This is a genomic window from Pseudomonas sp. SG-MS2 (assembly GCF_009933855.1).
Classification (GTDB): Bacteria; Pseudomonadota; Gammaproteobacteria; order Pseudomonadales; family Pseudomonadaceae; genus Aquipseudomonas; species Aquipseudomonas putida_E.
Genome location: NZ_MOMO01000237.1, coordinates 67,997 through 81,738 on the forward strand (window position 1 = coordinate 67,997; position 13,742 = coordinate 81,738).

14 protein-coding genes are annotated in these 13,742 nt (G+C 63.3%); 6 read left to right on the forward strand and 8 right to left on the reverse strand.

Going from position 1 to position 13,742, the window contains the following annotated elements:
- Together BLX42_RS21625 and BLX42_RS21630 are read left to right on the forward strand one after the other, a co-directional pair.
- Positions 1 to 1,347: a cytochrome c gene (locus BLX42_RS21625; RefSeq protein WP_161872577.1), complete on the forward strand. Its 1,347-nt coding sequence runs from the start codon at positions 1 to 3 to the stop codon at positions 1,345 to 1,347.
- 13 nt (positions 1,348 to 1,360) lie between these two features.
- On the forward strand, positions 1,361 to 2,374 hold the full coding sequence (locus tag BLX42_RS21630) for an XdhC family protein (protein ID WP_046786062.1): 1,014 nt from the start codon (positions 1,361 to 1,363) through the stop codon (positions 2,372 to 2,374).
- A 33-nt stretch (positions 2,375 to 2,407) separates the two neighbouring features.
- Here the strand turns inward: BLX42_RS21630 and BLX42_RS21635 are convergent, their stop codons facing one another.
- Positions 2,408 to 3,223: an ABC transporter substrate-binding protein gene (locus BLX42_RS21635; RefSeq protein WP_119687109.1), complete on the reverse strand. Its 816-nt coding sequence runs from the start codon at positions 3,221 to 3,223 to the stop codon at positions 2,408 to 2,410.
- A gap of 135 nt (positions 3,224 to 3,358) precedes the next feature.
- Positions 3,359 to 3,679, reverse strand: a complete 321-nt coding sequence (locus tag BLX42_RS21640; protein WP_046786060.1) for a hypothetical protein — start codon at positions 3,677 to 3,679, stop codon at positions 3,359 to 3,361.
- Positions 3,680 to 4,020: 341 nt separating this feature from the next.
- Here BLX42_RS21640 and BLX42_RS21645 point away from each other — a divergent pair, with 341 nt between their 5' ends.
- On the forward strand, positions 4,021 to 4,494 hold the full coding sequence (locus BLX42_RS21645; protein WP_161872578.1) for a YMGG-like glycine zipper-containing protein: 474 nt from the start codon (positions 4,021 to 4,023) through the stop codon (positions 4,492 to 4,494).
- Here BLX42_RS21645 and BLX42_RS21650 read toward each other — a convergent pair.
- The 4 genes from BLX42_RS21650 to BLX42_RS21665 are packed head-to-tail and all read right to left on the reverse strand — an operon-like array spanning position 4,484 to position 8,264.
- Positions 4,484 to 5,311: a sugar phosphate isomerase/epimerase gene (locus BLX42_RS21650; RefSeq protein ID WP_115274660.1), complete on the reverse strand. Its 828-nt coding sequence runs from the start codon at positions 5,309 to 5,311 to the stop codon at positions 4,484 to 4,486. The genes BLX42_RS21645 and BLX42_RS21650 overlap by 11 nt on opposite strands.
- Positions 5,308 to 6,048, reverse strand: coding sequence for an SDR family NAD(P)-dependent oxidoreductase (locus BLX42_RS21655; RefSeq protein ID WP_115274659.1), 741 nt, complete (start codon positions 6,046 to 6,048; stop codon positions 5,308 to 5,310). The genes BLX42_RS21650 and BLX42_RS21655 overlap by 4 nt, the downstream gene beginning before the upstream one ends.
- Complete coding sequence (locus BLX42_RS21660) at positions 6,045 to 7,394, reverse strand: MFS transporter (RefSeq protein WP_161872579.1); 1,350 nt, start codon at positions 7,392 to 7,394, stop codon at positions 6,045 to 6,047. The genes BLX42_RS21655 and BLX42_RS21660 overlap by 4 nt, the downstream gene beginning before the upstream one ends.
- Positions 7,395 to 7,436: 42 nt before the next feature.
- A complete protein-coding gene (locus BLX42_RS21665) occupies positions 7,437 to 8,264 on the reverse strand; it encodes an amidohydrolase (protein WP_161872580.1) in 828 nt (275 codons plus the stop codon).
- A gap of 147 nt (positions 8,265 to 8,411) precedes the next feature.
- On the opposite strand from BLX42_RS21665, the gene BLX42_RS21670 reads away from it, so the two are divergent.
- Together BLX42_RS21670 and BLX42_RS21675 are read left to right on the forward strand one after the other, a co-directional pair.
- On the forward strand, positions 8,412 to 9,365 hold the full coding sequence (locus BLX42_RS21670; protein ID WP_046786055.1) for a LysR family transcriptional regulator: 954 nt from the start codon (positions 8,412 to 8,414) through the stop codon (positions 9,363 to 9,365).
- Positions 9,366 to 9,492: 127 nt separating this feature from the next.
- Positions 9,493 to 10,194, forward strand: coding sequence for a DUF3053 domain-containing protein (locus BLX42_RS21675; protein ID WP_046786054.1), 702 nt, complete (start codon positions 9,493 to 9,495; stop codon positions 10,192 to 10,194).
- 34 nt (positions 10,195 to 10,228) lie between these two features.
- On the opposite strand, the gene BLX42_RS21680 is transcribed toward BLX42_RS21675, so the two are convergent.
- Both BLX42_RS21680 and BLX42_RS21685 read right to left on the reverse strand, forming a co-directional pair.
- Complete coding sequence (locus BLX42_RS21680; protein ID WP_161872581.1) at positions 10,229 to 11,488, reverse strand: ATP-binding protein; 1,260 nt, start codon at positions 11,486 to 11,488, stop codon at positions 10,229 to 10,231.
- Positions 11,485 to 12,177 carry a response regulator transcription factor gene (locus BLX42_RS21685; protein WP_119687116.1) on the reverse strand — a complete coding sequence of 231 codons (693 nt, stop codon included), beginning with the start codon at positions 12,175 to 12,177 and terminating at the stop codon, positions 11,485 to 11,487. Before BLX42_RS21685 ends, BLX42_RS21680 begins: the two co-directional genes overlap by 4 nt.
- A gap of 213 nt (positions 12,178 to 12,390) precedes the next feature.
- On the opposite strand from BLX42_RS21685, the gene bamA reads away from it, so the two are divergent.
- A partial coding sequence (gene bamA, locus BLX42_RS21690; protein WP_161872582.1) for an outer membrane protein assembly factor BamA occupies positions 12,391 to 13,742 on the forward strand: 1,352 nt, incomplete at its 3' end.

The following is a 13,742-nucleotide window of genomic DNA, read 5'->3' on the forward strand; positions in this document are numbered from 1 at the left end:
ATGACCCACAGTCGATTCGCAAGAACCGCAGGCTGGCTGGCGCTGCCGTGCCTGGTCGCTGCAGGCCTGCTGGCCTGGTATGTCACCCGTGAGCCCGCTTCGCCCTTCGTCACCGAACAGAACGCCAGCTTCGACCCGGCGCTGGTCAGCCGTGGTGAGTACGTGGCCAGGCTCAGCGACTGCGTCGCCTGCCACAGCCTGCCCGACAGCAAGCCATTTGCCGGTGGGCTGGAAATGGCCACACCGCTGGGGGCGATACACGCCACCAATGTAACTCCCGACCCCGCGACCGGCATCGGCCATTACAGCCTTGCCGACTTCGACCGCGCTGTGCGCCACGGCGTCGCACCGGGGGGCAGACGGCTGTACCCGGCCATGCCCTACCCCTCATATGCCAAGCTCAGCGATGACGATGTGCGGGCGCTGTATGCCTTCTTCATGAAAGGCGTACAGCCTGCACAACAGGCGAACATCCCCAGCGACATTCCCTGGCCACTGAACATGCGCTGGCCGATCGCGCTGTGGAACGGCGTGTTCGCAGCAGACGAACCTTATGCCGCCAAACCGGCGCAGGACGCGGTGTGGAACCGAGGCGCCTACATCGTTCAGGGCCCCGGCCACTGTGGCAGTTGCCATACCCCACGGGGCCTGGCCTTCAACGAAAAAGCCCTGGATGAAGGTGGCAAGCCGTTTCTGGCCGGCGCGCTGCTCGATGGCTGGTACGCACCCAGCCTGCGTGACGACCACAACACCGGCCTGGGCCGCTGGAGCGAGGCCCAGATCGTGCAGTTCCTCAAGCACGGGCGCAACCAGCATGCGGTGGTCTATGGGTCGATGACCGAGGCGTTCAACAATTCCACCCAGTTCATGAGCGATGACGACCTGGCAGCGATCGCCCGCTACCTCAAATCGTTGCCGGGCGACCCCCAACGTGACGGCGCGCCGTGGCAGTATCAGGCCGTGTCTGCCGGTGAACGCCTGAACAGCCCCGGCGCCCACACCTACGTGACCCGCTGCGCTACGTGCCATGGCCTGGATGGCAAGGGCCAGGCAGAGTGGATGCCGCCGCTGGCGGGGGCCACCTCGGCGCTGGCCAAGGAAAATGCTTCGGCGATCAACATCACCCTCAATGGCTCGCAACGTATCGTCGCCGCCGGGCTGCCGGATGCCTACCGCATGCCTGCGTTCCGCGAGCAGTTGTCGGACCAGGAGATCGCCGAGGTGCTGAGCTTTGTCCGCAGTACCTGGGGCAACCACGGCGGTGCGGTCGACGCGCAGGCCGTCAGCAAGCTGCGCGGGGATACCGACCCCGCCAGCAGCAGCCCGATCATCTTGCACATGCGCTGAGGAAACACTGTCAATGGAAAGCATCGACCTGTTGGTCCTGCGCACCACCCGTGACTGGCTCCAGGCCGGCGAACGGGTGCTGCTGGCGACCGTAGCCCGCACCTGGGGTTCGTCGCCCAGGCCGGTGGGCTCGATGATGGCCCTGCGTGGCGATGGCAGGGTCATTGGCAGCGTCTCCGGTGGCTGCATCGAGGATGACCTGGTGCACCGCTACACCACTGCCTACAACGGCGAAGGCATGCCGGAAGGGCCGCCGCGCGTGGTACGTTATGGCGTCAGTGCCGACGAGGCTCATCGCTTTGGCCTGCCCTGCGGCGGGACCCTGGAGCTGATACTCGAGTTCAGCCCTTCATTGCCCAGCCTTGAGCAGCTTCTGCCGCAGCTGGACGCTGGCAACCTGGTCCGTCGCGAGCTGGACCTCGGCACCGGTGGCGTAAGCCTGGCCGCCACGCACGCACCCGAGCAGTTCAGCTTCGATGGCCAACGCATGGTCAATACCCTGGGCCCCGGCTACCGCATGCTGCTGATCGGTGCCGGGGTACTGGCCGAGTACCTGGCGACCATGGCGCTGTTCAACGGCTTCAAGGTGGCCGTCTGCGACCCTCGCCGCGAATACATGGATGGCTGGAATGTCGCGGGCGTGGAGAAGATAGTCGGCATGCCGGACGATGTGGTCAGGGCCTTTGCCCCCGACCTGCGCAGTTGCATCATTGGCCTGAGCCATGACCCCAAGCTGGACGACCTGGCCTTGCTCGAAGCCTTGCACAGCACAGCCTTCTACATCGGCGCGATCGGTTCCCGGCGTAACAGCCAGCTGCGCCGCGAACGGCTGATCGAGCACTTCGGTGAGACGCAAGCCTCACTCGAACGCCTGCATGGCCCCATCGGTATCTATATCGGCAGCAAGACCCCTGCAGAGATCGCGGTCAGCGTCATGGCGCAGGTTCTTGCCATCAAGAACGGCGTTGCCTTGCCCAGCGCGGTCGATGTGACCAAGGCCAAGCGGGCTCGGGAAGCCAGTGCATGAGGTGAACGTGCGCCAATGCCAGCACACCGTGCCTCAATGCTGCCCGCCCGCTTGCTCCTGCTTCCAACGCTCCAGGTTCTTCGCCAGCAGCTGCCCAGGCAGCGGGCCAGAGACGATTTCCTTCATTTTTTGCGCCAGTTGCTCACGCAGCCTGGGCTGGTTGCACGGCGATGCATGGGACAGCGCCAGGTACAGGCCTTCACTGGACACCGGCGGATCGAGCACCTTCAACTGCTTGTCCATACCCAGCGTGCGCGCCAGCGCCATGCCGGGGTACTGCTCATAGATCAGGTAGTCGTTGCGCTTGTGCAGCAGCTTCTCGAACGCCTGCCTGGCACCGGGAACGGCTTCGAGCGTTAGGTTGGCCCTGGCGTAATCGTCGAACTCTTGGCCGTGGCTGTTGCTGACCAGGGTGCCGCCCTTGCGCCCCTTCAGATCTGACCAGCCACGGTAAGCAAAGGCAGCGTCCTGGCGCACCCAGACAACACTTGGCGTATGCAAGAACGGCGGGCTGATGAAGTCCGCCTCCTGCTGACGCGCCTGGGTCAGGAAGTAACCGGCCATCAAGTCGATACGGCCTTTGCGCACCTGTTCCTGAGCCCGCGACCATGGCCCGCCGTAGACCACCTGCATTTTCACACCGAGCGCCTGGCCCAGGTAGTCAAGCAGGTCGGCGTTGGCACCGATCAGTCGCTGGGGGTCGTTCGGGTCGCGCCACAAGTAAGGGGGATATTCCGGATTGCCGGTGGCCGTCAGTTGCCGACACACATCCTCCGCTGCCCAGGCCTGAGGCAACAGAATCAGGGAAAACGAAAGCAGCAAAGACCGGCCGGACCACCGCTCGACCATCTACAACCCTCGGTGCATGCGGCCTTAGGCGGCCAGCCGTGGTCGCGAAAGGCTGCCACATCCTGTGCACGTCTGCTGTACTGCTGCCCGCATGCTCTACAGAGTCTGGACGAGAATCCGCTGGCTGCCAGAAATTTATCCGGGCATGCGCGCCAAAGACCGCTTGGCGGCCGCCTGGAACACGCCGCGCAGTGCCTTGACTTGCTCTTCGGTGAGCGTTTGCGCGCAGCTCAGCCCCTGCAGGAAGCCTATGCCCCAGTTTTTGGTCTGATCCAGTTGCTGACGGTTTTCCGCTTCGGCGATATCGCCCAGATGCAGCGCGGCGTGGTGTTCGTAACGGTCACCCAGTGCCAACTTGCGCAGTTCACCCAGAGCGACCTTGAATTCAGCGGCGGCAACATCGTCCAGGCCCAGGTGCTCATACTGAAGCAGGCTCAGACGGTCGGTGGCGGTCATCTTCGAATCTCCGTTTCTCTATAAAAGGAGCAGTTGCAGGAAAGTCACCGACCAACCCAGAACGCTTCCAGGCGCCAGGTGATGGTGGTGTGGTAATGAGGGTTGTATACCATAGGTGGGGCCCATCGCCCTAGCGGTGTGCGCCGTCCGGTTGGCTGTAGCCACCAGGGGCGACTACCAGGCCCCTTTCACCGCCAGGTAGATACCCACGTCGCGCACGTCCACCGGAAAACGCCCGCTCGAGTACCTGAGGTTGATACTCGGCTCGTCGTCGACTTGGTCGCGGGCCGCAACCGGCAGCTATGCTGTCAGATGCAATTCCCATTCAGTGGAGGTGTGTCATGCGTCCGTTCACAGGGAGTTTCGTGCTGGTGCTGCTTTGCGTAGCCCCGGCACTGCAGGCCCAATCGGTAACCCCATTAAAAGGTCAGAGCAGCCAGCAGATGCAGCTGGATATCAATGAATGCAACACCGTGGCAGCCAACGCCGCGAACAACGCCGCAACTACCTCCAGCCCGAATGTGGGTGGCCGGGTCAAAGGCGCGGCTGTGGGGGCTGCAGCCGGTGCCGCTGGCGCGCAGGTACGCAGCAACCAGCATGAAGCGTTGTCTGACCGGGCCGGCGACGACGCTAAAGAAGAGTATCGGCAGAACCGTGCTGGGGAAGTGGCCGCTGCCGGAGCGGTCGTCGGCGGTTCCCGGCAACGCCAGGATCGCCGCGAGGATCGGCGCACCGAGGATCAGGCACAGAGCTCGGCGCAGGCCAGCGCCTACAGCGGTTGCCTGCAAGGGCGGGGATATCAGGTCAATCCTTGATCTGGGGCTGCCGGTTGGTTGGCAGACGAACATTGCCTAACCAACCGTGCGTCGCTTCACGCACGTGTTTCAACCGGTTTTCACCGCGAAGCGTTACCGACGGCGTTTCCACACTCACCTGCACATCCGTCGGCAACGCCCCCATCAACGCTGCCAGTGGCAACTGCCCCTGCCCCGGCAATAACCGCCCTTCACGCGCCTCCTGGATAATCAATGCCTCAGCCGGCGCAGTGAGCGGCGCATCGCACAGTTGCACCGCTCGCAGGTAGCGCGGGTCGACTTCGGCAAGTGCCGCTACATCCCCGCCCGAACGGAACAGATGCAGCGCATCCACCAGTACCGCGCTGTTGTCCTGCCCAGCCATGTTCAACACAGCCAGCGCCTGCTGCAAGGTCGCCACCGGTCTCCAGCGCATGAACTCCAGGTCTACACGCAAACCATACTCCTTGGCCATTTCACACAGCGCCGCAAAGTTGTGCGCAAGCCGCACACCGTCTTCATCATCCCCGGATACCGTGAGGCTGGTGGCACCCAGTTCAGCGCCTGCCGCCAGCAACATCGCACAATCGCCAACCTGCACCTGCGGCGTCAGCGAGACGAACTCTATGTCGGCAACGCCTACACCCTCACCTGCCATCACAGCCTTCAGCTCCCGTAGCGCCTGGCCACCAACCGCAAGCGGATATGCTTGCGCACCCGGCATCACCGGGTGCAGCCGCAACCCAACAGTGCTGAAACCGGCCCGGCCGGCTTCACGCACCAGCGCTTCAGGCGCAAGGTCCAGCGCTGTCAGGTGGGCAACCCCTAGCGGCTTCAATAAGTCGCCCTCCCGCCACTGAGGTCGAATACGAAGCCTGTGGTAAAGCTGCATTCCGGCCCGGCGATCCAGGCCACCATGTTGGCAATCTCCTCAGCCTTGAGGAAACGCCCCATCGGGATCTTGGCTTTGCTGGCCGCGATATGCTCCGCAGTCATCTCGGCCATCAACGGGGTTTCTACCATCGCCGGGGCGATGCAGTTGAGCGACACGCCATCCTGCGCCAGTTCCTTGGCTGCGGCCTTGGTGAAGGCGATGACCCCGGCCTTGGCAGCCGAGTAGCCGCTTATGTACTGCACGCCATCCTTGCCCGCCATCGACGCCACGTTGACGATCCGCCCATAGCCGCGCTCGCGCATATGCGGGATGGCCGTTCGACAGCAGTAGAAGACGCCGTTCAGGTCGATGGCGATGACCTTGTCCCAGGCTTCTGGCGGGTATTCCCAGGACGGTACCACCGGCCCATTGATGCCAGCGTTGTTGACCAGGATGTCGACCTGCCCCACACGCGCCAGTACGTCAGCGAATGCCGCCTCGACCGAGGCCAGCGAAGCGACATCCACAACCTGGCGCAGCACTGGCTCGAAACCGTTGTCGACGCTGTCCCAGCCATCCACCGCGAGGTCCCAGATCACCACCTGGGCACCGGCGGTGTGCAGCCGTTGGGCGATGGCCAGGCCGATGCCACGCATGCCGCCAGTGACGATTGCGGTTTGCCCTTGCAGGGGTTGGCTCATTGTTCAGCTCCTTTTTCAACACAGGGAATATCCGGCAGGCGACGCAGGTCGCGCACCATGAACAGGTAACACAGCGCGCCCAGCGCGGTGATCGAGGACACGAACACCAGGGCCCAGACGAATGACCCGGTGGCCGTCACGATCAGGCCGATGGTCAACGGGGTAACGATGCCGGCGGCGTTGGCGAACAGGTTGAACAGCCCGCCACTGAGGCCCAGCAAGCCTTTGGGCGCGATGTCGGAAACGATCATCCAGGCCAGGGCCGACATACCCTGGGCGAAATAGGCAATACAGAGGATGGCGATGACCAGCACGTCCGACTCGACATAGTTGGCCAGGACAATGACCGACGCGGTCAGCAGGCCGGCGATCACCGGCAGCTTGCGCGCCACATTTAGCGAGTAGCCGCGGCGCAGCAAGGCATCGGAGAGCCAGCCGCCGACCAGCGTGCCCAACGAAGCGGCGATGAACGGCAGCACCGCCACCCAGCCGACCTTGAGCCACGGCATATGCCGCTCGGTGACCAGGTAGGTCGGGAACCAGGTGAGGAAGAACACGTTGGTCGAGTTGCAGGCGAACTGCCCCAGGCAGATACCGAGCATGTTGCGGTGCTTGAGCAGCGCCGGGATCTGTGACCACTGGAACACCGTGGCTTTCTGGCCACCATCGACCACGCCACCGCCGACAGCGATATGGTCCAGCTCCGCCTGGTTGGCGGTGGTCGACTGGTGTGGCTCATGGTATTTGCGCCACCAGACCACGCCGTAGAGCACGCCCAGCAACCCGACCGCCATCAGTAGAAAGCGCCAGCCATAGGCGTGCAAGACCCAAAACAGCAACGGTGTCAGGAACGCAAGGCCGGTGTACTCGGCAAACGTGTAGATACCGGTCGCCCTGGCCCGCTCGCTTTGCGGGAACCAGGTCGCCACCACGCGGCTGTTGGTGGGGAAACACGGCGCTTCTGTCACACCGACCAGAAAGCGCATGCCCAGCAAGGACAGAAACCCCTGGGCCAAGCCCTGCAGGCCGGTGAACAGCGACCACAACGTCAGTGCCAACCAGTAAGTGAGCTTGGTGCCCAGCCGGTCGATCAGTATGCCGCCGGGGATCTGCGCCGCGGCGTAGGTCCATGAGAACGCCGAGAAAATCACCCCCATCATCGCCGCATTCAGCCCCAGATCGGCGCTGATGCTTGGCGCGGCGATGCCCATGACGCTGCGGTCCAGGTAGTTGATCATGGTGCCGCCAGAGATCAGCGCCAGGATCATGAAACGGGTACGGGTACGTTGCTGCTGGCGCGCAGGCGTGTCGAACACCCCGGAGCCGCTAGGCTGATCAGCATTCATGACAATTGCTCTCTTGTTATTGGAATGGCGAATGCGCAGGCGTCAGGCAAACCCGAACAGGCGCCTGGGGGTATCCCACATGATGGTTCGCCGCAGGTGCGGGTCTGGCATCAGGCGCTCGGCCAACTTCAGCAAGGGGCCGTAGTCCACCCGGGTTTGCTGGCGGATGAACGGCCAGTCCGAACCCCATACACAGGCTTGCGGACCAAAAGCGTTGATCAACTCGTGCACGAAGGCGCTGCTCTGCGCATGCAGGGCAGCAGTAGCGGCGAATTTCTGCATGCCCGAGAGCTTCACGCTGGCCCGCCCATGCCGGGCCAGCCTGAGCAGTGCCTGGAAGCCGGCCTGTTGGGTACCGGCCGCTGCATCCGGGCGCCCGCAATGGTCGATCAATACCCGCACCGCACTGCGCTCGATCAGGCCGAGCAATTCGACGAGCTGGTCTTCGCACACCTGGATCTGGGCGAACAGGCCAAGTTCGGCAAGCTTGCCGAACAACGGCCCGACGTCATGCAGGCTCGCCACGCCATACATCGCCGGGTTGAAGGCCACACCGACCACGCCCTGCTCATGCAGCGCGGCCAGTTGCTCGAGGCTGATGTGACGATCGACTACCGCTATGCCCTTGAAACGCCCCTGACCGCTGGCCAAGGCATGCAGCAGGCAGCGGTTGTCAGTGTGGTAGCCACTGTTGGGCCCCACCAACAAGGCATGACGCACGCCATAGGCATCCATCACCTGGTTGAACTGCTCCAGCGGCGCGACCTCCTGACCGGACGGTGTGTACGGCGCATCGGGGTGGTAAGCGAAGCGTGCAGGGTCAAACAAATGGTTATGGCAATCGATCTTCGGTTCATCAAAGATGTTCAAAAGCGGTTCCTTCAAGCGCCACTGCGCTTGCCTGCAGATCTTGTTATTGTTCGCCACCAGGGGCGACTTGCCTGGGTTCACGATACTGCGGGCGTAGCGATAGCGCTCATACACAGATGGCGAAGACCATAACCTAAGGTAATACTCATGCTTCCCGGCAAAGAAGGCAGCGACGCCAGTGCACTGGTGTTCAAACTGCGGCACATGGAGGTGTTCAGGGCGGTGATGCTGACCGGCTCGATCAGCGCCGCCGCGAAGATGCTCTACGTCTCGCAGCCGGCGGTGAGCAAGCTGATCGGCTACATCGAGGGGCGGCTGGCCTACCGCCTGTTCGAGCGCATCAACAACCGCCTGGTACCCACCGCCGAGGCGCAGATCCTGTTCCGTGAGGTCGAACGGGTGTATCAGGCGGCGTTGCAGGTCAATGAGTGCGCAGTGGGGCTGGCCACCGGCACCCACCGCAAGCTGCGGATTTCCTGCAGCGCCTCGTTGTCGACGGTGGTGATCCCGATCGCCCTGGCCCAGCTCAAGCGTGAGGCGCCCGCACTGCAGATCGAATGGCAGACCTCGCTGATGGGCGAGATGCCCAACCAGATCCTGTCAAAAAAGGTCGACCTGTCGATCGCCGCCCTGCCGGTGGTGCACGATCATTTGCATTCGCAGGCCTTCATGCGTGGGCGCATGGTCGTTGCAATGCCCGTCGATTACCCCCTGGCACAGCAGCCCTCACTGACCCTGCAGCAGCTGGAAGGCCACCCGCTGTTACTGTTCCGTCCGGATATGCCGTTCGGCAAGCTGCTGGCCGAGGAGATAGCGCGCCGCGGCCTTCACCTGGACTCGCTGTTGTCGTTCACCAATGCCAACGAAGCCGTAGCACTGGTCAAGCAAGGCATGGGTATCACCTTGATCGATGAGTTCGTGGCACAGGACAGCGGCTTGGCCGTAGTGCGCTTGGCTGACGAAATTCACTTCGATATCAGCTTCGTCCATTCGCGCTTTGAACCGCCGTCGCAGGCGGCGCTGCACCTGATGCGCGTGCTGCATGGCCAGGCGCTCAAGCTGGGGCGGCAGATCCCCGGGTTCGAGTTGCCCAGCATATGAAGCCAGCGGGTCTGGATTTACCTTCACTGCCAGATTGGATCCGCAGGCTGGAAAACGCTAACCTTGCACCGCCGCGCAGCGCTTGACGGTGCGCAGGCCTACCCATGCACTCAGGAGATTCACCGACATGAACGTCTCATTCCAGCCCCGCTGGCTGCTCGCCCTCGCCCTGCCCCTGGTACTCGCCGCCTGCGGCGACAGCGAACCCAAGCAACGTGCCGCCTTCAGCGAATTCCTGCAGACCCGTATCGTCGACAAGCCAGGGGTGCATGTGCCCAAGCTGAGCGCAGACGAAACCGAGGCTTTTGGCCCCTACAGCGATCACTATGCAGTCATCACCCAGTTCAACGGCGCGATGGATGCCGCCGTGCAGCCTCTGGGTAACCTGCTGCAAAAAGGCGCGGTTCGCTCGCTCAATGATGTCACTGCCCGCCGTGACGACATAAAGGCGGTGCAGACCGGCCTGAACGACATGGGCAAGCAGTTGCAGGAGCAAAAGGCCAAGGCGGACACCGCCCATGCCCAGCTCAAGCAGCCGCAAGACCTCAAGGTGGTTTACGACAAGGCCTTTGAGCGCACCGTCAGCGTCCCGGCCGACACCTTCCTGGACGTGCTACCGCAAATCAACGGCACCCTGGACAGCAGCCTGAAGGTGGCCGACTACGTGGATGCGCACAAGGAAAAGATAGAGATCAACGGGGCCATCGTGAAGGTGTCCGACCCGACCGTTCAGGCTGAGTTGAATGCCTTGCTGGCGGACCTGAACAACCAGGCCAAGACCGTGCAGCAGGCGCAGGCAAGGCTGAAGACGGTGATGCTCGGGCGCTAGTCGGCTGCGATTGAGGCGGCGGGTGAGGGTTTGCTCATACCCGCTGCGGCAATTGGATGTTCACCCGCAATCCCCCTCCCTCTCCCGCCTGGGCGGTGATCGTGCCCTGATGCAGCGCGATTGCCCGGCGGGCGATGGCCAAACCCAGGCCGAAGCCATCGCTGCCGCTGTCCATACCCCGGTCGAACGGCTCGAAAATGCTCTGCAGGCGCGCCGGGGCCACACCTGGCCCTTGGTCGATGATGGTCACTTCCAGCTGTTCACCGTCGTCGGCCAGCAGCGCCAGCACCCGTACTTCGGTACCCGCAGCGGTGTAACGCACGGCATTGCGCACCACGTTCTCGAAGGCGCGATACAGCAGCTCCTCATGCCCTCGGGTAAAAAATGCGTCGTCCGCGCTCAGCGAAACCTGGCATTGCTTCATGCCGGCCTCGAAACGGGCATCTTCGACTATCTGCGCCAGCAACTCGACCACATCCAGCGCTTCGCAATTGCCATCGCACGGCTGTGACTGGGCACGCGCCAGGGTCAGCAGTTGCTCGATCAGGTCATCCATGCGCCGTGATTCGCGCTCGATGCGTTCAAGCATTTCACCGCGGTCCGGCTGCTGGCGTATCAAACCGATGGCCGCGTGCATACGGGTCAAAGGCGAGCGCAGCTCGTGAGAAATATCATGCAGCAGTTGCTGCTGGGCCTCGACCAGCGCCTTGAGCTGGCTGGCCATGCGGTCGCAGTCTTCGGCAAGGTCGACGATCTCGTCGCGGCGCTTGCCTAGGCGTGGCTTGACGCGCACTTCGAACCGGCCCTGGGCGACCTGCCCCATGGCCTCGCGCAGCCAGGTCAAGGGCCTGGTCAGGTACAGGCTACACAGCAAGGCAAACAACGCGCTCATCAACGTACCGGTGAGGAGCGGGCCCATGGCGCGGGGGCGCGGCGCCTCGTCAAGGGAGGTTGCCACCGAAGCGCGCAGCACCAGGGCCTGGCCGCCCTGGTCGAGCAGCGCCCGCTCGAAACGAGGCATGGCCACAGCCCTGCCGGCCAGCAAGTGGCCGGTGCCGTCATACAGCCCCACCTGCACACCTTCTGGCTGGGGCGAAACCTGCAACAGCTGGCGGCCGGCCTGCTCGCCGTAGCGGTGCAACATGTTCAGCTCGGTAACCAGCAGCGAACGCAGCGCCGGGGTGTCGCCACGCAGGTCGTCGAGCATGAAGGCCCCCGCGCCCACCAGGAACGTCAGGCTATTGGCCAGCCAGAAGGCCAGAAACAGCTTCCAGAACAGGCGCCGACGCATCATTCGACGATCAGCATGTAGCCCATGCCCCGTACGCTCTGGATCCAGCTGCTGCCGTCGGCGCGTGGGCCGAGCTTCTGACGGATGCTGCTGATGTGCACATCGATGCGTCGATCGTAACGGGTCAGCGGGCGGCCCAGGGCATTGAGCGACAGGTCTTGCTTGCTCACCAGTTGGCCCGCCTGGCGAGCCAACGCTTCGAGCAGGCTGAATTCAGTCCCGGTCAGTTCCAGAGGAGCAGCAGCCCACTGGGCCTTGCGGCGCCCTGGCCACAACGTCAGCGCCCCACTGCCGATGGCTTCGCCAGCCTGGCTTTCAGCCAATGCGTGCGGTTGCACCCGGCGCAGGATCGCGCGCAAGCGCGCCACCAGTTCGCCCGGGGAACTGGGCTTGGGCACGTAGTCATCGGCACCCAGCTCCAGGCCGGCAATGCGGTCGATGTTGTCACCACGGGCGGTGAGCAACAGCACCGGAACCTGGCTACGCGCACGAATGCGCCGCAACACTTCGATCCCTGAGATGCCCGGCAGCATCACATCCAGCACCACGATGCGAAAAGCCCCACTCAAGGCTTTGGTCTCGCCCTCTTCGCCGCTAGCCACGGCGGTCGCCTGGAAACCTTCGCGGGCCAGGTAAAGGGCAAGCATTTCGGTGAGTTCGCGGTCGTCATCGACCAACAGCACAGGAATCATGGTGGGTACGCTTAGGCAGGGGTTACAAAGCGCTCATGATCGCCCTGCCGCGCCAGGCTGTCACCGCAAGCTGGGCGAACTTTACACATCTTTACCCTGGGTTAACCGCGCCAAACACAGCCCGCCCTTATCCTCATCGCCCGCTTGCCTGGCAGCCGCCGCGCGCCTTCGCCGAGCCTGCTCAGCCACCCTTACGCCCGCCTGGAACCCCCGATGAACTACCCGCGTCTGTTGCTCTCCATCCTGCTGCTACAAGCCTGCGTGGCCCAGGCGGCGCCGTTCAGGATCGCCGACATCAGGGTCAACGGCCTGCAGCGGGTATCCGCCGGCAGCGTTTTCGGTGCCTTGCCCCTGAACGTGGGCGATCAGGCCGATGACCGGCGCCTGGTGGAGTCGACCCGTTCGCTGTTCAAGACCGGCTTCTTCCAGGATATCCAGCTGAACCGCGACGGCGATGTCCTGATCATCAACGTGGTCGAGCGCCCGTCGGTGTCGAGCATCGAGATTGAAGGCAACAACGCGATCAGCACCGAAGACCTGATGAAGGGCCTGAAACAGTCGGGCCTGGCCGAAGGCGAGATCTTCCAGCGTGCCACCCTCGAAGGCGTGCGTAACGAACTGCAGCGCCAGTACGTGGCCCAGGGCCGCTACTCGGCCGAGGTCGACGCCGAGGTGGTGCCGCAGCCGCGCAACCGGGTTGCCCTGAAGATCAAGATCAACGAAGGCACCGTCGCTGCCATCCAGCACATCAACGTCGTCGGCAACACCGTGTTCGATGATGAAGAGCTGGCGCAGCTGATCGAGCTCAAGACCACCAACTGGCTGTCGTTCTTCAAGAATGACGACAAGTACGCCCGCGAAAAACTTTCCGGTGACCTGGAGCGCCTGCGTTCCTACTACTTGGACCGCGGCTACATCAACATGGACATCGCTTCCACCCAGGTGTCGATCACCCCGGACAAGAAGCACGTCTACATCACCGTCAACGTCAACGAAGGCGAGAAGTACACCGTTCGTGACGTGAAGCTGTCGGGCGACCTGAAAGTGCCGGAAGACCAGGTCAAGTCGCTGCTGCTGGTGCAGCCGGGCCAGGTGTTCTCGCGCAAGGTGATGACCACCACGTCCGAGCTGATCACCCGCCGCCTTGGTAACGAAGGCTATACCTTCGCCAACGTCAACGGCGTGCCACAGCCCAATGACGAAGACCACACCGTCGACATCATGTTCGTGGTCGACCCGGGCAAGCGTGCCTACGTCAACCGCATCAACTACCGCGGCAACACCAAGACCGAAGACGAAGTGCTGCGCCGCGAAATGCGCCAGATGGAAGGCGGCTGGGCTTCGACCTACCTGATCGACCAGTCCAAGACCCGCCTGGAGCGCCTGGGCTTCTTCAAGGAAGTCAACGTCGAGACCCCGCCAGTGCCGGGCACCGACGACCAGGTCGACGTCAACTACAGCGTCGAAGAGCAGGCATCCGGCTCGATCACCGCCAGCGTGGGCTTCGCCCAGAGCGCCGGCCTGATCCTGGGCGGCTCGATCAGCCAGACCAACTTCCTCGGTAC